Here is a 22364-nt window from a genome sequence, read left to right on the forward strand (position 1 = left end):
CAAGTCCGGGGTTGTGCAGGGCGGGTGATCCCCCTCCGCTGGCTGCGGTCTTGACGGCTTCCCCCGCTCATTGGCGCGGGCCTAGTCCGGTTGCAGGGCAACCGGCTGGCCAATTCATAGATGGGCAGAGGGGCAATGCGCGCACATCAACTGATATGCATGGCCGGGGCGAACCTGCTGAAATCGGCAATATGCGGCTGGCCGTCAGGCCAGCCGCACCGGCTTTAGAGCCGTGGAGCACGAGATGCCAGCTCATGCTCGATGTTGCGGATCGACTCCAGCGCATCGTGGCGCTCTTGCGAGCCGTAGACGGCGCGGGCGAAGGCGCGTTTTGCCTCTCCAAGCAGACCGTGCAATTCGGCGGTGCTGCGTGCTGCCGCTTCAAAACGTGAGACGAGTTTCATTGTATCCTCCTTCGTTTCAAGGAGGCCCCGAACCACTCAGGGCCTTTCGGCCCCGGCACACATCATCGGCCTGGGAAGGTCTGATGGTTCGGGATCGGATTGAGACGGATAGGAGGATGCAGAAAAGAGACGCCCTCACGTATTGAGGCGGTCAGCATCGCGGGCGGCAGGATTGTCAAAGGATGATGGGAGAGCGAGACGAGGCTTCGCCCGCGCTGGATGCGCGAGGCAGGAGCCACAGGAGCGAAGAGATCAGGCGTACATCAGTGGAGCTGTCGCGGCGAGACGGAAATCACGCGATCAAAGCCGGGATCGTCGACTATAACAACCCTCACATTTTCATCGACTTGGCGGCAATATTCGCCCATGAGGAAACGCCAGACTTCGGCCCACAGGTCGCGGCCAGATTGAGTCGGCCAGCTTGTCATGCGCCATTCCGCTTCGCCGATGGGTGAGGGCTTGCCTTCAGCATTTTCGCAGGCCGCTTCGAGGCGGCGGGCGGTGCGGTAAACGCGGCGCGGTACATAGGTCGTCCATACAAGCTCAGTCATCTTCGGCTCCTTTCTGCTTTGCTCATTCCATGCGGGGGCTGCGGGTTCGCCTGCGCCTGCCGGAGCGGCTGCGGCCCTCGCGTTCGGGTTTGTTGTCGTCGCGCTCCCGGTCCGGCGCCGCCATGTCGCGGTAGCGGCTGATGTCCTGGCGGAGCAGGAGCAGATCGGCCTGCTGCTGCTCGCGCTGGCCCTGTATTTCCTGTTCCAGGGCGCGGCGTTCATCGAGCTGCCGGATGATGAGGCTTTCGCGTTCGGCGCGGTCGCGCAGCGTGGCCTGCCAAGCTTCCTGCTCGTTTTGCTTTCTGATCCGGCCATAGCGGCCCGTGATCCGGTGCCAGATGCCGGAGAAGCCGCGCGGCAGGCGGGCGGCCCGCTCTTTGGTCTCAGCAAGCCAGCGCATTTCGTGCGCTTGTTTCAGCTCCTGCCGTTCATGACGGTGACGCCCGGTCATTTCGCTGCGGCGGAAAGCCAAGACCTTGAGGCCGCGCTCGGCCTCGCGTTCGGCGTCCTTGATGAAGCCCTGAAGCTGCTCGGTCATTTGCGCTGCCAGCGCGGCGCGGGCCTCATCGGCAGACGGCAGTTTCTTGGGGTCGCCAAGACGGGCGGCGACTTCCGTGGTTTTCGCGCCGGTCAGGCGGGTGAGGCTGTAGATTTCACCGCGATAATCGACGGCGACAAAGCCGCGCTGGTCGCCGCGCGCGAGCGTGAAGCCGCGTTCCTTGAGCGCATTCTGGAAGGCGACCCCGGAATCCGACTGCTTCCAGCATTTCTGGAAAAGCGCCTTGAGCTGTTTCGGGTCGAGCCCCACACGGCGGGCTTGCTGCCATTCGGCGCGCGTGAAGTTCAGCGGATCGCGCAGGCTGCGATCCTCAAGCCCGCGCGGCATGTCCCAGCCATGCTCGCGATAGAGCTGCTGCGACACGTCGCGCAGCTTGACCTTGTAATGCGCCATGTTCAGCGCGCGCATACGCTCGGCATCGATGCGCGACCAGACGACATGCGCGTGCCGCCGCCCGTCCTTTTCGTGGAAGACGATGGCGCGCGGCTGGTTCTCCAGGCCGAGCATTTCCTCAATCCGGGAAATCGCCTGCTCGAAGGCTTCGGCGCTGACATTCTCGCTCGCAGGCGGGTTGAGGCTCATCGAGAAGAGGTGCTTGCGGCAGCGCGTGCCGCTGGCGATGGCATCGGCCTCGTGGAAGGCCCCTAGCAGATCGTCGCTCGCAAAGCCGCGCACGTCATGCAGCTCGACGTGATCGTTGTCGCGCATGGCGAGCAGGTAGCGAGCGAGCTGCGGGCCGTCCCCGCGTTCCTTGGCCTTAAGGATCATGGCCCATCCCCCGGATTCTTGCCGAGGGCGCGCAGCAGATCGGCCCGCAGGGCGGATATGTCCCGGCAGGCTTGCTGGAGATCGGCTTCGGTTTCAGGGGTGACGGGCAGCGAGCCCGTATTCACGGCCTTAGCGAGTTGGTTCAGGTTCGAGGACAGGCGCGACTGGCCGAGCGCTGCCAGGACGCGCGCCAGCGCCTCGTGATCCTTGACTGGGCTGTTGCCTTGCCGCTTGCGCGGAACAGCATTCTGGCCGAACAGCCGCTCGCGGATATAGACGCCGAGCGGCTTGCGGCCTGCCTCCGCCAGCAACTGCGCTTTTTCGGCATAGGTCAGCCGCAGCGAGAAGGGCGAAGGATATTTCGCCGCTTTTTCAGCCTGTTGGTGAAACTCATGGCGAAGGATCGTCATGGCCGCACCTCAGACCCTTAGCCGGGTCTAGCTGTGCGAGATGACGCTCCCATTCATCCAGCACCTCAAAAAGAGTGTTCGAACTCTCTCCTTCGAGGTGCGCCATCAATTCTCAAAAAAACAGATTTTCGATTGGTGCGCAGAGGTGCTGCCCGATTACACGGGTCACTCCGCAATGCCTCTCGGCGTATGTTTGCGGACCACCGAACTTGCCTGCGAACGCTGCAGCTGCTTCGTGCTCTGTTCCTCAAACTCAATCGGTCTATCACTTCTGAGGCTCGGTTGGCGCGCTTCGGCCGCGATTCGTTTGAACACCTTCACCCAAACGAGCCCAAAGCAAAAAGCCCGGCGATCATCCTCATCGCCGGGCTTTTGTCATGTCTAACGGAGATGGCCAGGCGTCTCAGGCCGCGCCGTTGATCCAGGCTGCGAGCTTGGACTTCGATTGGGCGCCGACCAGCGTGTCCACATGCTGCCCGTCCTTGAACATCATCAGCGTCGGGATCGAGCGCACCCCGAACTTGACGGCGAGATCCTGATTCTCGTCGATATTCACCTTGGCGATTTCGACGCCGGAATTCTCTTCCGAAATCTCTTCGAGGCTTGGCGCGATCATCTTACAGGGACCGCACCATTCGGCCCAGAAATCCACGACGACCGGCTTGGACGAGCCGAGCACGTCGCTGTCAAAACTTGCAGTATCGACCTTTTTGGTGGCCATTGTCGTTCGGCTCCATTGTCTGAGTTCGCTTCTCAAGTAGACGCGGGGGCAGGCGAGTTCAAGCGCCGGCTCGACCCCCATCCTCGCCTGCTCGGACCGGCTCACGTCCGGCTAGGGTCTTGTCCATCAACTCCACCGGCAGTTCGATCCAATGCGGACCTTCCGTGAAATGGAGAACCGCGCGAACACGTCGCCCAGGATAGAGTGGTTCGAGCAAGGCTCTGTAGATTGCAAGCTGGGTCACATATTCGGCCGGGACAGCCTCGATCGTCGATGGCGGTGGGCGGTTCGTCTTGTAATCGACGATCAGCACCTCGTGCTCGCTGACGGCCAGGCGGTCGATGGTGCCGCTCACCTGATAGTCCGCCCCATGGAAACGCACCGTTCCGCCGATGGCGACCTCGGCGCGGCTCTGCGCTTTAAAGGCGATTGCAAAGCGCGGATCGTCCAGGACCTGCTCGACCGTGTCGCGGAGATAGGCCCGGTGATGGGCCGTGATATCGGACGCTGTGCGGGCGAGATATGCCTCGGCGACGCTGCGGCGCTCGTCGGGGTCGATATCCGGCAGATGCTGGAGAAGGCGGTGGACGATCAAGCCCCGCCGAATCGCGAAGGACGGCCCATCGACGCCGTCGAGGATGGGCGAAAGCGGCGGGGCGCCCTCCTGGCCGACTTCGCTGGCCGCCTCGCCGGCGCTGGCCAGATCGTCCGGCGTTTCGGTTTCCAGGCCCGCACCGGCCGAAGACGGCGTCAGAGGACGAGGGGGCAGATCTTCCGGCGCAAGCGGGGAAAGATCGAGCGCTGGCGCTACGTCGTCGAACTTCGAGAGAGGGCCGGCTGAAGGCGCGCTTTCTCTTCTGCCGCGTTCGCCGATCCGCCATGCGATCGGCTCTCCGTCCTGGTCCTCTATTGTGGTGGCGGTCTCTGCCAAGGCGTTCTCGACGCGGCTGCGCCAGACATCCGGTCCCGGTTTGCGCACGCCCCCCAGTCCGCAGACGACCAGCCGGTCGGCCGCGCGGGTCATGCCGACATAGAGAAGCCGGCGATATTCCTCCTCCGCCAGATGCCTTTCGCTTTCGCGCAGTTCTGTAAGAACAGCGGTCTCCACGTCCTTCGACGCGCGCCATAGAAAACCCGGCGCCTGGCCCGGATAAAGCGTGCCCGCCATGCCGTCCCAGCGCATCAGCCGGGCGCCATGGGTGTGGGAAAAGGGCGCCGAGCCCGGATCGACCAGAAATACGACCGGCGCCTCGAGGCCCTTCGAGGCATGGGCCGTCATGATCCGCACTTCGCGCCGACCTTGTTCCATCTCCCGCTTGATCTCTGGCGGTGCCGCTTCGAGATCGGCGAGGAAGCCGTCGAGACCGGAAACGCCAGCGGCTTCTTCCGCCAGCGCAAGATCGAGAAAGGCATCGACCACATCGGCCGTGTCGGGTCCAAGCCGCGCCATCAGCTGTCTGCGCCCGCCTTCGGGACCGAGAATGCGGGCATAGAAGGTAAAGACACTCTCGAATCCCGCGCGGTCGCGCAGGTCGTCGAGCCGCGCCATGGCCGCTCTGGCTTTCTCCAGGAGCTTGGCTGCCGGCGCGCCATCGGCGAACCATTCGGGAATGCGGGCAGAGCCTTCATCGCCCGCCAACCGGCGCAAGCCCAGCGACAGGTGTTCGCGCTCGCCACGCGACAGCGCTAGAGCCATGAGCTCGTCGTCGGTCAAGCCGAAAAGCGGGCTCTTGAGCACCGCCGCGAGCGAAAGATCGTCCTCGAAATTGGCAACGACGCGGCCGAGCGCCATGAGATCCTGGACCGCGATATGGTTGGTGATGACCAGCCGATCCGTGCCCGCGACGCCGATATGCTTGTCACGCAGGGCCGCTGCCATCGCCGAGACGAAGCCGGTCCGATTGCGAACGAGAATCAGAAAGTCGCCGGCATCCAGCGTCTTCGGTTCGCCGCGGTGAAGGATGGTGTCGCCGATCCAGTCGCCGATCTGATCGGCGATCCGCTTGGCCAGTCGGAAAGCGGGTGAGGATTTCGGCTCCTCGTCGATCGGCGTCGTCCAGTCCTCCGGCTCGACCTTCGATTCGGCCTGGATCACCGGCCAGACCTCGACGAGACCCGGCCCGTCGCGCCGGGCTGCATCATGGGTCGGCGCCTCGCCCGAGGCCGAAAGGCCGGCGCGGTTTTCCGGCACGGCAAAGACCGTGTCGACCGCCTGCAATATCGTCTCGACGGTTCGGAAGGACTGGTTGAGCGTGACGGTCGCAAAGCCGAGCCGGGCGTCTTCAGCCTTGGCCGCGACAGTGCGGCGCTCCTCGTCGAACATGTGCGGCGAGGCGCCCTGAAAGGAATAGATCGATTGCTTCTCGTCACCGACGGCAAAGACCGAACGCGGGCGATTGTGGCTGCCTTTTCCGGCGAAAAACTCGTCGATCAGCTGGCGCATCACCTGCCATTGGCGCGGGCTCGTATCCTGCGCCTCGTCGATGAGGATGTGATCGATGCCCTGGTCGAGCTTGTAATGGACCCAGGCCGAGGCTTCCGTTCGCAAGAGAAGGTCGGCGGTGCGGGCGATGAGGTCGGTGAAGTCGAGCTTGCCGCGGCGCCGCTTGAGCCGCGCATAATCGCGCTCGAAGGCATCGGCGATGACGAGGGCGGCGCGGCTGGCGCGAAAGAGGCGTAAGGTGGCGAGCCGGTCTTCGACGCGTTTCAGATGATCCTGCAGGGCTGACAGGCGCTCGTCGAAATCGGGAAATTTCGCTGCGACGGCCTTGGTCAGGACGCTGCTCGCCTTGCGCGGATCGCCTTTCTGGGTCTGGCAGAGGCGCTTTAGAAGCGCCAGCCGTTCATAGCCGTCCTGAGAATCGATCAGGCGCGACAGGATGTCGGCGGTCGTCTGATCGGTCTTCTTGTCGCTCGTTTCGGCCGCTGCCAGAACGGCGACGCGGAAGCTCGCATCGAAGCCGTCCGGTTCACCCAGATCGGACAGAAGCCGAGCCTCGTCGTCGCGCGGAGACAGGCCGAGCGCGCGGGTCAGAAGCGCGATCGCTCCGTCGAGACCGCCGCAGCTTTCCACATGGCGACGAATATCGTCACGCTTGGCGACGATCTCCTGAAGCAGGCGATCGAGCCCGAATTCCCCGCCAAGGCTCAAAGCCTCGCTGAATGCCGCCGTCAACTCGGCGGCAGCCTCTTCGCCGGCCGAGGCGGCAGCCGCGCCGGTAATGAGCCGGCGCCTCGCCTCGCCCAGCATCAGCCGGCTCTCGGCATCGTCGAGCACGTCGAAGTGGGCCGGAACATTGGCTTCCAGCGGGAACTGATGGAGGATCGCCTCGCAAAAGGCGTGGATCGTCTGGATTTTCAGCCCGCCGGGCGTCTCCAGCGCCTTGGCGAAGAGTTGCCGGGCGTCCGCGATCCGCTCGGGCGAGGGGGGGCGCTCTTCAAGCGTTTCCAACTCCTTCGCAAGCGCCTCTTGGCTTGCAATGGCCCAGGCGCCGAGCCGCTTGAACACCCGGTTCGCCATCTCCGCTGCCGCCGCCTTGGTGAAGGTCAGGCAGAGGATTTTGGATGGGTCGGAGCCGGAAAGGAGAAGGCGCACCACCCGCTCGGTCAGGACATGGGTCTTGCCGGAGCCGGCATTGGCGGAAACGAAGACCGACCGCGTCGGGTCGGTCGCAAGCCGCTGCTGCTCTTTCGTCCGCTCGCTGACGGAAAGCGCGCTCATTCCTCGCCTCCTTCGTCCTCGCCGCCGGCGATCACCCATTCACGAGCGCGGGAGAGATGATCGTAGGTGCCGGAGAAGTCGCCGGCATAAGCCGGCCGCGTTCGTGACGCGAAGGGGTGCTCCTCGCGCCGGAAGAGGGCGGCCAAGCCGATGAATTTGTCGATCGCCTGATCGGAGAGCTCGCCCGGATCGACGGGATCCTCGCCCTTGGTGCCGCCCGTCGCCAGCCCCTCTTCCACGACCTCACGTTCCTTCAGTCTGAGAAAGGCGAGATCGGCGATCGTCTCTCCGGCCTTGGTGTCCGCAAAACCGCCGCGCCGGGCGATGCCGCCCTCAAGGGCAAGTTGGGGGGCGAGCAGGATGCGCGCCTGTTTGACCGAGGGCGTGGCGCCGGTCTTGAAGTCTACGATATGCAGCGCTCCGTCCTTCAATCGGTCGATACGGTCGGCGCGGGCCGTCAGCCGCGTCTCGATCTCGGCAAGGTCGAGACCGCCGGAGATTTCGGCCGCCCGTGATGCGACACTGCCATGACGTGCCCGCTCCCAATCGAGATAGCCTGCGACCATGGTTTCCAGGCGGGGCCACCAGAGCGCCTCGATCTCAGGCGGCAGATCGGCTTCGGCAAAGAGACCGCGAGCGATTTCGATAAGGATATTCTGGGCATTCGGCGTGGCCGGATCATGACCGCCTGTGATGAAGTCCGAGAGGATCGCGTGATAGAGCGAGCCGCGCTCGGCCACATTGGGGGCCCGCATCAAAGGTGGCAAAGGCTCGAGATTCATGATGCGCGCGGCGTGGATCGTGTAAGGATCGCGGATCAGCGTTTCCACTTCCGTCACCGAATAACGGGTTGGGCGCTTCTCGACGGGCGGTTTGGGCCGCGGGCGTTCAGCCGGGGGCATGGTTTCAGCCCGCTCCAATCGGCGCGCCGCCTCGATGAAGACCTCGCCCCGGCGGCGAAGCTCCGATCCGCGTTCGTCTCCGGCGAGAGCCAGAACACGCTGCAGCCAGCGCGAGGCGATCGTCGGGGCGCCGTCCATGCGCCGCGAGCGGGTCATGACCACGGTCTTTGCGCCCATCGCCATCCAGAAGTCGTGGGCCGACAGACCGATGCGCCGTTCCGGAGGATCGAGCGTCAGATCCCGGCGCATCATCCGCGACAGAAAGGCGCCGGTCTTGGCGTTTGGCGGCCAGGTGGCTTCGTTCAATCCTCCGAGGATGGCCGTGTCGACGCTTTGGAGGCGTGCTTCCAATGTGCCCCAGACGAAGGCGCGGTTTGAAAGCCCGCCGCGCGGGCGGACCGTCGCGTCGGCCATCAAGGTGTCGGCGACATCGCCGAGTTCGCCAGATGGGAAGCCGAAACCGGTCTTTGGCGCGGCGGCGAGATTGGCCAGAAAGTCCTTCATGACGCGCCCAGGCTCTTCGGCATAGAGCTCGCGCGTATCGCGTTCCTCGTTACAGGCGAAGGCTTCCAAGCTGCGGATCAGGACGGATGCGTAGTCCGATAGTTCACGCTCCGTATCACCGCGCAGGGCGATCAAGGACGCGATCGCCTTGTCGAAGCGCGCCGCGAAATCGATGGCCCGTTCCAGCGCCTCGTCCGAGACGAGCCGCACCGGTCGGGCAAGGCGGATCGCCGTCGCCTCGCCGGAACGCGCCTTGCGGATTTCTCCAAGACGCGCCTCGACCATCGCCGACAGCCGCGCTCCATCGGCAATGTCGACCGTTCCACGGAGGACGAGAAGCTCGATCGTCCGCGCCGCGTTTCGGGCATCGCCCGCAGGAAGGCCGAGCCGGGTGAGAGGGTGCTTCAGCAGGGCAATGAGCGCGATCGGATCGCCAGGCTCGAAGGCGACGGACAGAAGCGTCGACAGAAGCGTGCCCGGCGCGGTGGCGCCGAGCGGGCGTCCGGCCGAATCGTTGGCAGTGATCCCGAAGCGCGCGAGCTCGACCACCACCCGGCGTGCGAGATTGCGGTCCGGAGTGATGAGGGCACAGCTTGCATTCGGATCGCTCAGCGCGGTCCGCATGGCGCAGGCGATCGCGAGCGCCTCCTCGCGGGGATCGGCTGCTTCGATGAGCGCAATCCCCTCCAGCGCGTCGCTTGGATGGGCGCCGGCGCTCGAACCCCAGCGATCTGTCGTCTCGGCGGGCCGCAGCGCATCGGAGAGGAAGCGCTCGCGTGCAGCAAGGCCGGCCTCGGTCGCCCCGAGCGCGATCACCGCGTCGCGGTCCGCAAGAAGGCCTTCCAGAATGCGCTTCAGCCCATATTGATGATGGCCCGGAGCCGCGATGGCCCGTTCTCTGTCAATCTTCGAAAAGCTCTCTTCGTCGAGATGGGTGTCGAGACCTGGCAGGATCACGGCGCCCTTTTCGAGATGGGCGATGACGCGCATCAAGGCGATGGTCTTCGGCGCGGTCGCAGTCGAGCCGGCGAGGATGACCGGTCCATTGGGCGGCGAGCGCGTCAGCCGGTCGGCCTCGGCCTGGAGCCACAGATTTTGCGCCCGGGCTTCGCTGATGCGATCCTGTTCGGACAGAACGGCCGGCCAGTGTTCCGTCACGATGGTCAGGAAAGTCAGTGTCAGCCGCCACCATTCGGCGAGAGCTTCCGGCGCGAGGCCCGCAAGCGCCGAGATCGTGACGTCTTCAGTCTCGATCTCGTCGAGAAGAGCGCCGAGATCGCGCGCCAGCGCCAAGGCATCGGCCGCCGAAGCTGGCAGCACCACATCTTCGCCGATGAGGGCGGTGAGTTCGGCCTCCCGGGTCATCGTTCGCCAACGCCGGGTTAGTTGGCCGAGCCTCAGCCGGCGTTCGAGCTCGCCCATGACCGGCTCCAGAACGGGCGTCGCGTTTCTCGCGGCGAGTATTTCCGCCTCGTCGCCCTCGCCGATCGGCCGGATCTGGGGCAGGATGGCCGATGCGCCGCCCAGAAGCTGCTGAAAGCTTCCTGCCAGGCTGCGGGCGGCGCGCCGGGTCGGGACGTAGATGAGCACGTCGGAGAGCGCGAGCGGGTCGCCATCATGGCGCCAGCCCTCGATCAAACGCCCTTCGAGGAGGCTTGCCGCGAGCGTCTTCGAAAACGCAATGCCGGGAGGAATCGAAAAAAGATGAGGCCGCATGGGGCGACCATAGACTGATCCATCCGCTCGCCACAGGGGGCGTGGCCTGCAAGCTCTGGACGGATCGGCCGGCAACCCTTGAAATGCCCTTCTTTTTGGCGAATGACGGGGCCCTGAAGTCGGCAGACGACCGCAACACGCGAGAAAGGAGCCCGAAGAGGGTTTCGCCATGAGTGATGAAACGATCCGCCAACGCCTTGTGCTGATCACGACACCGCTGTCCGACGATGGCGCGTTGGAAGCGCTACGCCGCGCGCTTTCCGGCGGCGACGTCGCATCCGTGCTGATCGACCCGGCGGGGCGGGAGAACGCCGCCTTCCAGGCCTATGCCGAGCCCCTCGTCGCTCTGGCACAAGAGGCGGGCGCGGCTGCCATCGTCATCGACGACACGCGCTGCGCCGGGCGACTGAAGGCCGATGGCGTTCATCTGACGCAAGGCGATGCGGCCGCCTTGGCCGAGGCGACGTCGTCCTATCAGCCGAAGCTGATTGTCGGCGCATCCGGTTTCGAGACCCGGCACGATGCCCTCGAAGCTGGCGAGGCGATGCCAGACTACATCCTCTTCGGACGCTTGGGCCAGGACGCCGACGAGGTGCCCCATGCCAAGACCTTGTCCATGGCTGAATGGTGGTCGGCGATGGTCGAAATTCCCTGCATCGCTCTTGGCGCGCGCGACGTGGAAAGCGTCGCCGACGTCGCGCAGACGGGCGCTGAGTTCGTCGCCCTTGGCGCGGCCATCTTTGCCGAACCGGGCAAGGAGGCCGAAAAGATCGCCCGAGCCAACGCCATTCTCGACGAATTCGAGGTTCCGGTGGAGGACGCGTGATGATCGGCTTGGTCCGCCCGCCGACTCGGCTGGTCCTTGCGGTCTGCGCCTTCGGACTGGCTTTCGATCTAGCCGGTCTGCCAGCTTTGGCGCAGACCGCACCCACGCCCGGCGAAGCAAGAGATGACGGCCCGACGCTTCCAATCCCTGAGTTGCGCACCGGCGATGGGGCGTTGGGCGCGCCCGAAGCGGCGGCCCGCGATGTGCCGCCAAGTGACGTCGCCTATGCCGCCTTTCAGCGCGGCTACTATCTGACCGCTCTGGATCTCGCTAAGCCTCTTGCCAATCTTGGCGATCCCGCCGCTCAGACGCTTCTTGGCGAAATCTATGAGCGTGGCCTGGCGGTTCCGCAGAACCCGGAAGAGGCGGCCCGCTGGTATAAGAGCGCTGCCGAAGCGGGCTTTCCCGAGGCCCAGTTTCGCTACGCTTTGATGCTGCTCGAAGGTATCGCGGTCACGCGGGACGCCGAGAAGGCGCGAGAGATGATGAAGAAGGCGGCCGAGGCTGGGCTGCCCATGGCCGAGTTCAACTATGCCCAGCTTCTCGTGGAAGCCTCTCCCGCCAGTGGTTTTCAGGAAGCGGTCAGCTATTTCCGATCGGCGGCCGAAGCCGGCATCGCCGATGCGCAATATGCGCTCGCCCAGCTCTATTCCGTGGGCCAGGGCGTCGAGAAGGATGAGGTTGAGGCGCGTAGATGGCTCCGGTCGGCCGCACTTGCGCGGTTCGATATCGCTGAAATCGAATATGGCATCTGGCTGATCAATGGCCGCGGCGGTCCGGCCCGTATGGACGAGGGTTTCCGCTTCCTCCTGCGGGCCGCGCGCAAGGGCAACGCCATCGCGGCCAACCGGGTCGCCCATCTGTTCAAGGATGGCTTGGGGACGACGCCCGATGTTGCGGAAGCCGCGAAATGGGCGATCATCGCCAAACGCATCGGCAACAGCGATCCGGTTCTCGATGACTTCTTCCGAGGACTTGACCCGGACCAGCAGAAGGCGGCGCTGGAAGCGGCCAATCGCTTCCGGCCGAGCTGATTTCAGCGCGGTTCGACTCGTTCAAGATGCCCGCATCCTCGGTGAAAGCCATGGTCGGTCGGATGTCCCGGCTTGAACAGGCGCGATAATTATGGTGTTGAGCGGGCCTATGAACGAGCCTGCTGCAATCGGTCGGCACCATTCCTCGCGCTTTCACCCCGCGTGACGGGACGGTGCCCCTGATCGGGCTCGCGTACGAATTCCTGACAATCGGCCACGGCGCCTCCTTTGCGAGTTGCGCCCGCTAGAGCGACGACGAAGAGACCCATGAAGATCAACGGCAACGAAATCCGCCCCGGCAACGTCATCGAGCACAATGGCGGTCTGTGGGCAGCGGTGAAGACCTCCCATGTGAAGCCTGGCAAAGGCGGCGCTTTTGCTCAGGTCGAATTGAAGAACCTCATCGACGGCACCAAGCTCAACGAGCGCTTCCGTGCTTCCGAGACTGTGGAGCGTGTGCGCCTGGAGCAAAAGGATTTCCAGTTCCTTTATGCCGAAGGGGAGATGCTGGTGTTCATGGACACCGAGACCTTCGAGCAGCTCGAACTCGCCAAGGATTTTGTCGGCGATCGCGCGGCCTTCCTCCAAGACGGGATGACGGTGACCGTCGAACTCCATGAAGAACGGCCGATCGGCATTCAGCTCCCCGATCAGGTCGTTCTGACCATCGTCGAGGCCGATCCGGTGGTGAAGGGCCAGACGGCGGCGTCGTCCTACAAGCCTGCGATGATGGAGAATGGTGTACGCGTGATGGTGCCGCCCTTCATCGAGTCGGGCGAGAAGATCCTCGTCGATACGAACGAGATCACCTATTTGCGCCGCGCCGACTGAGACGAACTGCATTCGAAAGGCGGCGGCCGACAGTATTTGGCTGCGCCAAAATCACGAGCTGTCCGGACGGGAGGCGGCAGCGCGAGGCTTTGAGCGGAAGGCGATGATTTGTCAGATCGCCGTTCCGCTCGACGTTCTTGTTTCGGCGCATGGTGAGATCGGAAAGGCCGCGCAGCTTTTCCGCATCATGCTTTAACATGGCATCAGAACCGAGACCGACATGGCACAATCTGCTCTTCTCAATGTGATGATCACGGCGGCCATGAAGGCCGGACGCATCCTGGCTCGCGATTTCGGAGAGGTGCAGAACCTGCAGGTCTCCATGAAGGGGCCGGCAGACTTCGTGTCGGCCGCTGACCGCCGTGCCGAGGAAACGGTTTATCGCGAGCTGTCGCGGGCCCGCCCCGACTGGGGTTTCCTGATGGAGGAGCGCGGCGCTGTCGAGGGACGCGACCCGCAGCACCGCTGGATCGTCGACCCGCTCGACGGAACGACGAATTTCCTGCACGGGCTTCCCATTTTCGCGGTATCGATCGCTTTGGAGCGGGACGGGGAGATCGTCGCGGGCGTGATCTTCAACCCGGCGATGGACGAGCTCTTCACCGCTGAAAAGGGCGGCGGCGCCTTCATGAATGATCGCCGCATTCGCGTTGCCGCGCGTCAGCGCATGCCCGAGGCTCTGTTCGGCACCGGTGTGCCCTTCCTTGGCAAGGGCGATCATCCCGGCTTCTTGTATGAATTGCGCCAGATCATGGGTGAGAGCGCGGGCATTCGCCGCTATGGCGCGGCCGCTCTGGACCTGGCTTATGTTGCCTCCGGGCGTCTCGACGGCTTCTGGGAGCGGGCGCTTCAGCCTTGGGACGTTGCGGCCGGCGCGATCCTCGTTCGCGAGGCCGGCGGTTTCCTGACCGGTATTGAGGGCGAGCCCTTCGATCACATTCGCGGCGACGTCGTCTGCGGCAACGAGTTCATGCACAAGGCGCTGGTCACCGAACTCGGCAAGGCCACGGCCAAGCGCAAGGCCGCGCGCAGCCCGGCGTCTTGAGCTCTGAGTGCCGTTGAATCCGACCTGCATCCGCCGCTCCATCGCGCAGGACGCTGTGCGGGGCGATTAACGGTAAATTAACACTTGCATTTTTGTGGATCGCCCGCGTGTTTCCAACCATGCGGCTACCCCCTATTGTTGCTGCGCAGGATCGGGCATTCGAATGACGCATGGCCGAAGACGTCGGGACGGACGCCGGCGACGACGGTGAAAGCAGCGGGGCAGTATGAAGGTCTTCAATTCGCGATCGGACACGAAGACGAGACCGGACCAGTATGACGCGATGCGGCTGTCGAGCCCGCTCGTCTTTCTCTGGTCCATGCTGGTCTTTCTCGCGCTGGCGGGCTTCGTCGCGGCGATCCTCGGCAGGCAGGTGTCCCAGGCCTTCGCCACCAATCCCGGCCTCAATGGCTTGATCGTCGGCGTCCTGACCGTGGGCATCGTCCTGGCGCTCCTGCAGGTCTGGCGTTTGTCGCGGGAAGTGCGCTGGGTGAATGCCTATCGCGACGGCGACGAGAGCTTTCAGCGCATGAAGGACCCGGTCCTCCTGGCGCCGATGCGCGCCATGATCGGCGGACGGCGAACGATCTCCCTTTCGACGACCTCCATGCGGTCGATCCTCGATTCGATCGCCACCCGGCTCGACGAGACGCGCGACATTGCCCGCTATCTCATCGGGCTTCTCGTCTTTCTGGGCCTTCTCGGCACCTTCTGGGGCCTCTTGCGGACGATCGGATCGATCGGCGCAACCATTCAGGGTCTCGATCCGACGGGCGGCGATACGGCGAGCGTGCTCGACGCGCTGAAGGCCGGTCTCGCCGCGCCGCTCGCCGGCATGGGCACCGCGTTTTCCTCTTCGCTCTTCGGCCTGTCGGGCTCGCTCGTTCTTGGTTTTCTCGACCTGCAGATCGGGCGCGCCCAGAACCGGTTCTACACCGAGCTTGAAAACTGGCTGTCCTCGGTGACCGATGTTGGCTCCGACATGGTTCTGCCGCCACATCAGGGTCAACAAGCCGCGATATCGGGGAGCGAGGAACTGAGGAAGCTCGCCGAACGGCTCGACCGCATGGTGCAGGATCAATCGGCCAATCCGCGCACCAGCGCTGCCATGGCCAATCTCGCCGAGAGCATTCAGGGCCTCGTCCAGCACATGCGCGGGGAACAGCAGATCATGCGCGACTTCGTGGAATCCCAGGCGAGCGAACAACGCGAATTGCGCAAAGTGCTGGAGCGGCTCGCGGCCAAGACCGACGACAGCTCCGGTCAGGGGAGTTGATCCATGGCGCTCGCCCGCAATCGCCGCGCCGAGCGTGGCGTCGATTACTGGCCCGGCTTCGTCGACGCTTTGTCGACGCTGCTTCTGGCGATCATGTTCCTCCTCTCGGTCTTCGTCTTGGCGCAGTTTCTTCTGAGCCGCGAAATTTCCGGCAAGGATGCCGTGCTTGATCGGTTGAACAGCCAGATCGCTGAATTGACCCAGCTTTTGGCGCTCGAACGCTCGGCCGGCCAGGATTACGAGGATCAGATCGTGACGCTGCGGGCCTCCTTGGCTGGTATTACGGATGAGCGTGACCAATTGCAGACGGCGCTGAACTCGGGCGCGGGTTCGGTGGCGGAGGCCAACCAGCAGCTGAGCGCGCTTCAGGAAAATCTGGAGGACGAACGCTCGATCTCCCAGCGGGCCCAGAGCCAGATCGAACTCCTCAACCAGCAGCTCGCCGCCTTGCGCCAGCAGATCGCCGCGTTGGAAGCAGCCCTTGAAGCCTCGGAAACCCGCGACCGGGAAAGCCAGACCAAGATCGCCGATCTCGGCCGGCGCTTGAACGTGGCGCTCGCCCAGCGGGTTCAGGAACTCTCGCGCTATCGCTCCGACTTCTTCGGTCGTCTGCGGGAAATCCTCGCGGGTCGCGACAATATCCGCATTGTCGGCGATCGCTTCGTCTTCCAGTCGGAGGTCCTCTTCTCCTCTGGTTCTGCTGATCTTCAAGCCGCCGGTACGGACGAACTCGACCAGATCGCTACGGCGATCAAGGAGATCGCCCGTGAGATTCCGTCCGACATCAATTGGATCATCCGTGTCGACGGCCACACGGACAATGTGCCGGTCTCGAGCAATCGCTTCGTCGACAATTGGGAGCTTTCGACCGCGCGTGCTGATGCCGTCGTTCGCTATCTCGTCGATCAGGGCGTGCCGGGTGAACATCTCGCCGCGGCCGGTTTCGGCGAGTTTCAGCCTCTGGAAGAGGGCGACAGCCCGGAGGCACGCTCGCGCAATCGCCGGATCGAGTTCAAGCTGACCGAGCGATGACGGCGTCTTTCACAGTTCGCTTCTGACATGGCTGGGATGTCGCGCGCGGCTCGTCTTCTCGATTTGATCGAGGCGCTGCGCCGCCATCGTCGCCCCGTGCGGGGCGTCGACCTGGCCGGAGACCTCGGCATCAGCCTGCGCACCCTTTACCGCGATATCGCAACGCTGCAGGGGCAGGGCGTGCCCGTTGAAGGGGAGGCGGGGCTCGGCTACGTGCTTCGTCCTGGCCTCACGCTTCCGCCGCTGAATTTCGATATCGACGAGATCGACGCCATGGTTCTTGGCCTGCGGCTCGTCGCAAGGCGTTTGCCCAAGACGCTCGGACGGGATGCGGAGAGCGCTCTCGCGAAGATCGAGGCGGTTCTTCCCAAGGGGCGATCGATCGACGACGTTCAGCTTCTCGTCGGCTCGCCCGCTGGCGAAACAGGCCCCGTGCTCGAGACGATCCGACGCGGCATTCGGGACGAAGCGGCGCTCGCCATCGACTACCGTGACAAGAATGGCGCTCCCAGCCGGCGGGTCGTCTGGCCCGTGCTTGTCGGCTTTTTCGACCAGGTCGAGGTGTTGGCGGCGTGGTGCGAACTGCGCGCGGGTTTCCGCTATTTTCGCCTCGACCGTATCGCCGCGATCGAGCCGGCCGGTCGGGGCATCGGCCGGCGGCACAGAATTCTTCTCGCGGATTGGAAGATTTATCGTGATCAGGAGGAGGCGAAAGGCGAAAAGGGACCGTCGCCTTTTCCGTCGACCCCCGCCAACGCTCCTGACAGAAGCTGACACTGGCTCGCGTTAGTCCTGTTTCGTCATCAACGACCAACGGGACGGAATGTCATGACTCTCAAGATCGCAGGTGCCCCTTATACGCTTCTCTATGTGGACGATGTCCCTGCCTCGGCAGCGAAGATCGCCACTTTCCTCGGCGTCGAGCCGGTCCACAACGAGGCGACCTTCGCGCTCTTCATCGTGGCGGGCGGCAAGCTCGGCCTCTGGCGGATCGGCGACGTCCTTCCTCTAGTGGCGGAGCGTCCCGGTTCTGCCGAGTTCGCACTCGCCATCGAAGGCGGCCCGGCAGCGGTGGACGCAGCTTTCGACAAGGCCAAGGAAATCGGGCTCATACCCCTCCAGGCCCCGACCGCAATGGATTTCGGCTACACCTTCACCGCCGCCTTCGAAGACGGCAATCGTATTCGGATCTTCGACACGGCAGACGATCCACGCTGATCGTTGCCATCCCACTGACACAAAACGAGCGGCGCGGGTCATCCGCGCCGCTCGATCAATCCATTCAAGTTCTTACTGGGCTGTGATCGTCTGGGTCACGAGGTTCCCATCGACGCGGATCGGACCGTCTTCCTTCGCGCCAAGCGTATATTCGAAGACGCCTTCCTCGTTGCCGCCAGCCTCGGAATGGACCATCAGCATCAGCATGTCGCCGCTTGCGACGTCCTCGTCGAGGGTCGCGGAGACGTTCTCATTCGTCCCGGCTTCAAGCGGCGCATGGCCGACGACGGGACCCGGTTTCATCTCGGAATCGGTGCGGTGGATCACCAGCCAACCCTTTTCGGGCGCGACCACCTGCTCGGCGGTGACGGAGCCGCCCGAAACGCTCTGGTCGGATGCGGTGACCGAGGGGGTCATGTCGCTTTGGGCGAAAGCCGGCACGGCGAGGCCGGCGGTCAGGAAGAGGGCGATCGTCGTTCTCGTCATGAAGTGTTCCTCTCAAGGCTCTTGAAGCTCGGACGGCTTGGCGCTCTTCATGTCGCCAAAAACCGCCTTGGGTTCACGATCGAATTCCGCCTGCCATTGATCGGCGGTATGACGGATTTCGGAGGAAGGTACGTCACCCGAGACAGACGGCTTCGTGCCTCGCCGTGACGTGATCGACGCAGTATCTTTACTCACGTCCACGTTATGCGCCCGTGATCAATCTGTTCTTCTGACTAAACGGCAATTGACGAAAACGAGCCTTGCGAGCAGCATAGCTGACGAACGGGGAGGACCGTTCGAAGCAAAAAGCCGCGCGTTTCGACGCGGCAAGGGAGGACAATCGCATGAAGACTTGGCTTCTGGCCTCGGTGGCGACGCTTGCCCTGGGACTGGCTTCGGCCGCAACTGCGCAGCAGCAACAGCTCGGCGACAACATGGAGAAGCTTCAGGCGTTCCAGGCGACCGGGACGTCCATGGACTTCCGCACGATCGAGCAGACGGGCGATTATGCCGATCAGCTGCGCAAGAACCTCCAAAGCATCGAGCTGCCCGACGGGTTCAAGATCGATCTTTACGCCGTCGTTCCCGATGCCCGACACATCGCAGTCGGTCCACAAGGGGTTGCGACCTTTGTCGGCACACGAAAGCAGAATGTCTGGGTCGTGACGGACCGAGATAAGAACCGCGTCGCGGATGAGGTCAAAGAGTTCGCGCCGTCGATCGAATTCGCGATCCCCAACGGCGTCTGCTTCTCCAAGGACGGGTTCCTCTACATCGCCGAACAGAACCGGGTCCTGGTCATGCCGGCGGCCGAATTCTTCTATGAAAGCCCCGACGTGGCGGTGGGTGTCGTCGTGCCCAAGGGCGAGCTGGTTCCGGCCTCGGAGGAATCGTTCAACCACACGGCGCGCGTCTGTCGCATCGGGCCGGACGACAAGCTCTATATCGCGCTTGGCCAGCCCTTCAATGTGCCGCCTCAGGAGAAGATGGACCTCTACAATCAGGAGGGGATCGGCGGCATCGTTCGCATGAATCGCGATGGAACGGGCCGCGAAGTCTTTGCGCGAGGGATCCGCAATTCGGTCGGCATGCAATTCAATCCCGCCAATGGCGATCTGTGGTTTACCGATAATCAGGTCGACGGCATGGGCGACGACATCCCACCCGGCGAGCTCAATCGCGCGACTGGGTCTGGCCAGAATTTCGGGTTTCCTTGGTATGGCGGCGGCTCGGTTCGCACAGCCGAATACAAAGATGAAGAGCCGGCTGCGGATGCCGTGATGCCGCAGGTCGAGTTCACCGCCCATGCGGCCGATCTCGGCATGGACTTCTACTCTGGCACCAGCTTTCCCCAAAAATACCGAGGCGGCATCTTCTCCGCCCAGCACGGCTCCTGGAATCGCACTGAGCCGGTCGGCGCTCGGGTGATGTTCACGCCGGTGAATGAGGACGGGACAGCTGGCGAAGCGGAAGTTTTTGCATCCGGCTGGCTGACCGAGAGCGGCGAATATATCGGCCGTCCGGTCGATGTCGAAGTGATGAAGGACGGCTCGCTTCTCGTCTCCGACGATCTCGCCGGCGCGGTCTATCGCATCTCCTACGAGAAATAGGACCACCGCATCAGACCGGCCGCAAGCTGATTGCGGCCGGCACTCGGTCTCAATCAATCGCCCGCCCGCGGCACACTTCTTTGAAGGTCCATCCCCCATGATCGTCTCGCCGCGCGCCGCACTTGCGGGTTTCTTCTTCGCTTGCGCTCTGACAAGCGCGACTGCCGCCGCAGATCTATCGGCAGGTCGCGAAAAGGCGGCCCAATGCGCGACCTGCCATGGGCTCGACGGGATCGCCACGGCGCCGGATGCGCCCAATATCGCAGGTGACAGCCGCTATTACTTGAAAGACCAACTCGAAGCCTTTCGCTCCGGCCGGCGCCAACACCAGCAGATGTCGATCATCGCGCAAGGGCTCTCGGACGAGGATATCGCTGACCTCGTCGCCTGGTATTCGGCGATCGAGGTGACCGCGACAATGCCGCAGTAGGACAATTGCCGCAGTCGGATGCGGACCTACTCCGCTGCTTCGCTGATGCGGCCGGCCTCGAATTGCAGTCTTGCCAAGCGCGCATACAGGCCGCCCTGAGCGATCAGGCTCTGATGGGTGCCTTCCTCGACGATGCGGCCGCCATCGAGCACCAGGATGCGGTCGGCTTTGAGCACCGTGGCGAGGCGATGGGCGATGACGAGGGTGGTTCGTCCGACCATCAATTCGTCGAGCGCCTTCTGAACGAGAACCTCGCTCTCGGCGTCGAGCGCCGATGTCGCCTCGTCGAGCAGCAGGATGGGGGCGTCGCGTAAGATCGCTCGCGCGATCGCGATCCGTTGGCGTTGGCCGCCGGAAAGCGTGACGCCGCGCTCGCCGAGGATCGTTTGATAGCCGTGTTCGAGCCTCTCGATGAACTCGCTAGCCAGCGCCGATTTTGCCGCCTGTCTCACGGCATCTTCGCTGGCGCCGGCCTCCCCGAAGGCGATATTCTCGAGAGCGGAAGCCGCGAAGACCACGGTGTCCTGGGGCACGAGGGCGAGACGCCGGCGCAGATCAGCAGGGTCGGCCTGTTTGAGATTGACGCCATCGACGCGGATCGTTCCTTTCATCGGATCGTAGAAGCGCTCGAGAAGGGCGAAGATCGTCGATTTGCCGGAGCCGGACGGCCCGACGATTGCGACCGTTTCGCCTTGCCCGATCGAGAAGCTGAGATCGTGGATCGCCGGAAGATCGGGCCGGGTCGGATAGGCGAAGGACACGTTCTGGAACGCGACTGTTCCGCGAGCCGGCGAGGGGAGGGCGATCGGTTTTGCTGGGCTGATCACCAACGGTTCCTCGGCAAGAAGTTCCGACAGACGCTCGGCCGCGCCGGCGGCAAGCGCCAATTCGCCCCAGACTTCCGACAATTGCCCGAGCGCTCCCGCCGCGAAGACGGCATATAGCAGGAATTGGCCGAGCGTGCCGGGCGACAGGGTGCCGATGGCGACCCGGCTGGCGCCGATCCAGAGGACGGCGACGACGGAGGCGAAGATCAGGAAGATCGCGAAGGCGGTCAGAAAAGCGCGCGCCTTGATCGACGAGCGTGCCGCGCCGAAGGCGGCATCGACCGCCCTGTCGTAGCGTCCCGAGATCGCTCGCTCGCTCGTAAAAGCCTGAACCGTGCGCATCGCGCCGATCGCCTCGGTGGCATAGGCGGTTGCCTCCGCCAGCGTGTCCTGGGCAATGCGCGAGCGGCGCCGCACTCCGCGCCCGAAGGCGACGAGCGGCAAGACGATGAAGGGGATCGCGGCGATGACGATGAGCGACAAGCCGGGGCTCGTCGCGACCATCATCGCCAGTGCCCCGAGAAACAGAATCGCGTTGCGCAGGAAGAGGGAGGCCGTCGCGCCGACCGCGGATTTCACCTGAGTCGTATCGGCCGCAAGGCGCGAGACGATCTCGCCCGAAAGTGACTTGTCGTAAAAGCTCGGCGAAAGCCGCGTCACATGCGCGAAAACGTCTTTGCGCAGATCCGCCACCACGCGCTCGCCGAGACTGATGACGAAGAAATAGCGCCCCGCGCTTGCGATCGCGAGAAGCGCAGCAAGGACGAGAAGCATGGCGAAATAGGTGTCGATGAAGCCGGTATCGGCCGCGCCGAATCCCTTGTCGATCACGCGGCGAACGGCGAGCGGGAGCGACAAGGTCGTCAAAGCGGCGAGGGCGAGAAAGATCACCGCCCCGACGACCATGCCCTTATGACGTTTGAGATAAGGTATGAGGCGGGCGAGGGGCTGCAGATTTCGGCGGCGTTTGGCCTCGTCCTGGGCGTCCGCTGTCCTCCGCGCCATGCCGCGTCTCCTACTATCTGCCTGTCTGACTGTGATCCGTCGTCGACATGTCATGCAATGCCGGCGGCGTCGGCCCTTGGGCCTTGTGCCGAATGCGTCGCTTGTGTATAGGCTCGCCCCTGAATTTGAAAGCTTTCAAGCTTTCTTGTCCCCGCGACATCGAGACGTGCCGGCAGCTTCTGCTGCAGCGTCTGCCTTTGCGGGACGCCTGGCATAGCGAAGGACAGGACCGATGAAGAAAGACATCCATCCCAAATACCACACCATCACCGTAGTGATGACCAACGGCACCGAGTACCAGACTCGTTCGACCTGGGGCTCCGAGGGCGACAAGCTCAATCTCGACATCGATCCGACGAGCCATCCGGCCTGGACCGGCGGCAATCAGCAGCTCATGGATCGCGGCGGCCGTGTCTCGCGCTTCAAGAAGCGCTACGAAGGCCTCGGCATCTAATTCGGCACTCTGCGGGCCGAGCGATCGGTTGCAT

General features: G+C 63.8%; 20 protein-coding genes. 11 read left to right on the forward strand and 9 right to left on the reverse strand.

Annotated features, from left to right (window positions below; genetic code table 11):
* Positions 1–224: 224 nt before the first annotated feature.
* From B9A15_RS02345 to addB, 7 genes are all read right to left on the reverse strand, one after another.
* A complete protein-coding gene (locus tag B9A15_RS02345; RefSeq protein ID WP_084408334.1) occupies positions 225–404 on the reverse strand; it encodes a hypothetical protein in 180 nt (59 codons plus the stop codon).
* Positions 405–667: 263 nt separating this feature from the next.
* A complete protein-coding gene (locus B9A15_RS02350) occupies positions 668–955 on the reverse strand; it encodes a hypothetical protein (protein WP_084408335.1) in 288 nt (95 codons plus the stop codon).
* 22 nt (positions 956–977) lie between these two features.
* A complete protein-coding gene (locus tag B9A15_RS02355; RefSeq protein WP_084408336.1) occupies positions 978–2282 on the reverse strand; it encodes a relaxase/mobilization nuclease domain-containing protein in 1305 nt (434 codons plus the stop codon).
* Complete coding sequence (locus B9A15_RS02360) at positions 2279–2692, reverse strand: hypothetical protein (protein WP_084408337.1); 414 nt, start codon at positions 2690–2692, stop codon at positions 2279–2281. Before B9A15_RS02360 ends, B9A15_RS02355 begins: the two co-directional genes overlap by 4 nt.
* A gap of 403 nt (positions 2693–3095) precedes the next feature.
* Complete coding sequence (gene trxA, locus B9A15_RS02365; RefSeq protein WP_084408338.1) at positions 3096–3413, reverse strand: thioredoxin; 318 nt, start codon at positions 3411–3413, stop codon at positions 3096–3098.
* 58 nt (positions 3414–3471) lie between these two features.
* Positions 3472–7134: a double-strand break repair helicase AddA gene (gene addA / locus B9A15_RS02370; RefSeq protein ID WP_084408339.1), complete on the reverse strand. Its 3663-nt coding sequence runs from the start codon at positions 7132–7134 to the stop codon at positions 3472–3474.
* On the reverse strand, positions 7131–10256 hold the full coding sequence (gene addB / locus B9A15_RS02375; RefSeq protein ID WP_084408340.1) for a double-strand break repair protein AddB: 3126 nt from the start codon (positions 10254–10256) through the stop codon (positions 7131–7133). The genes addA and addB overlap by 4 nt, the downstream gene beginning before the upstream one ends.
* A 169-nt stretch (positions 10257–10425) precedes the next feature.
* Between addB and B9A15_RS02380 the strand changes: the two genes are divergently transcribed.
* The 8 genes from B9A15_RS02380 to B9A15_RS02415 all read left to right on the forward strand — a co-directional run bounded on the left by B9A15_RS02380 (position 10426) and on the right by B9A15_RS02415 (position 17518).
* Positions 10426–11082 (forward strand): thiamine phosphate synthase, encoded by a 657-nt coding sequence (locus tag B9A15_RS02380; protein WP_084408341.1) that lies wholly within the window; start codon positions 10426–10428, stop codon positions 11080–11082.
* On the forward strand, positions 11082–12116 hold the full coding sequence (locus B9A15_RS02385; protein ID WP_084408342.1) for a tetratricopeptide repeat protein: 1035 nt from the start codon (positions 11082–11084) through the stop codon (positions 12114–12116). The genes B9A15_RS02380 and B9A15_RS02385 overlap by 1 nt, the downstream gene beginning before the upstream one ends.
* 267 nt (positions 12117–12383) lie before the next feature.
* On the forward strand, positions 12384–12947 hold the full coding sequence (efp, locus tag B9A15_RS02390) for an elongation factor P (protein WP_084408343.1): 564 nt from the start codon (positions 12384–12386) through the stop codon (positions 12945–12947).
* A 220-nt stretch (positions 12948–13167) separates the two neighbouring features.
* Positions 13168–13992: an inositol monophosphatase family protein gene (locus B9A15_RS02395; protein WP_084408344.1), complete on the forward strand. Its 825-nt coding sequence runs from the start codon at positions 13168–13170 to the stop codon at positions 13990–13992.
* A gap of 226 nt (positions 13993–14218) precedes the next feature.
* Positions 14219–15268: a MotA/TolQ/ExbB proton channel family protein gene (locus tag B9A15_RS02400; RefSeq protein ID WP_084408345.1), complete on the forward strand. Its 1050-nt coding sequence runs from the start codon at positions 14219–14221 to the stop codon at positions 15266–15268.
* Between the two features lie 3 nt (positions 15269–15271).
* Positions 15272–16300, forward strand: a complete 1029-nt coding sequence (locus B9A15_RS02405; RefSeq protein WP_084408346.1) for a peptidoglycan -binding protein — start codon at positions 15272–15274, stop codon at positions 16298–16300.
* A 27-nt stretch (positions 16301–16327) separates the two neighbouring features.
* Positions 16328–17074 carry a helix-turn-helix transcriptional regulator gene (locus tag B9A15_RS02410; RefSeq protein ID WP_244556757.1) on the forward strand — a complete coding sequence of 249 codons (747 nt, stop codon included), beginning with the start codon at positions 16328–16330 and terminating at the stop codon, positions 17072–17074.
* A 54-nt stretch (positions 17075–17128) separates the two neighbouring features.
* A complete protein-coding gene (locus B9A15_RS02415; protein ID WP_084408347.1) occupies positions 17129–17518 on the forward strand; it encodes a VOC family protein in 390 nt (129 codons plus the stop codon).
* 72 nt (positions 17519–17590) lie between these two features.
* Here the strand turns inward: B9A15_RS02415 and B9A15_RS02420 are convergent, their stop codons facing one another.
* Complete coding sequence (locus tag B9A15_RS02420) at positions 17591–18004, reverse strand: DUF7282 domain-containing protein (RefSeq protein ID WP_084408348.1); 414 nt, start codon at positions 18002–18004, stop codon at positions 17591–17593.
* 344 nt (positions 18005–18348) lie between these two features.
* Here B9A15_RS02420 and B9A15_RS02425 point away from each other — a divergent pair, with 344 nt between their 5' ends.
* Complete coding sequence (locus tag B9A15_RS02425) at positions 18349–19614, forward strand: PQQ-dependent sugar dehydrogenase (protein ID WP_084408349.1); 1266 nt, start codon at positions 18349–18351, stop codon at positions 19612–19614.
* 97 nt (positions 19615–19711) lie between these two features.
* Entirely contained in the window at positions 19712–20044 is a 333-nt protein-coding gene (locus B9A15_RS02430; RefSeq protein WP_084408350.1) for a c-type cytochrome, read from the forward strand.
* A 26-nt stretch (positions 20045–20070) separates the two neighbouring features.
* Here B9A15_RS02430 and B9A15_RS02435 read toward each other — a convergent pair whose 3' ends face one another.
* Entirely contained in the window at positions 20071–21876 is a 1806-nt protein-coding gene (locus tag B9A15_RS02435) for an ABC transporter transmembrane domain-containing protein (protein WP_084408351.1), read from the reverse strand.
* Between the two features lie 232 nt (positions 21877–22108).
* Here B9A15_RS02435 and rpmE point away from each other — a divergent pair, with 232 nt between their 5' ends.
* Positions 22109–22330: a 50S ribosomal protein L31 gene (gene rpmE / locus B9A15_RS02440; protein WP_084408352.1), complete on the forward strand. Its 222-nt coding sequence runs from the start codon at positions 22109–22111 to the stop codon at positions 22328–22330.
* Positions 22331–22364 lie beyond the last annotated feature (34 nt).

Source organism: Fulvimarina manganoxydans (assembly GCF_900176465.1).
Lineage (GTDB): Bacteria > Pseudomonadota > Alphaproteobacteria > Rhizobiales > Rhizobiaceae > Fulvimarina > Fulvimarina manganoxydans.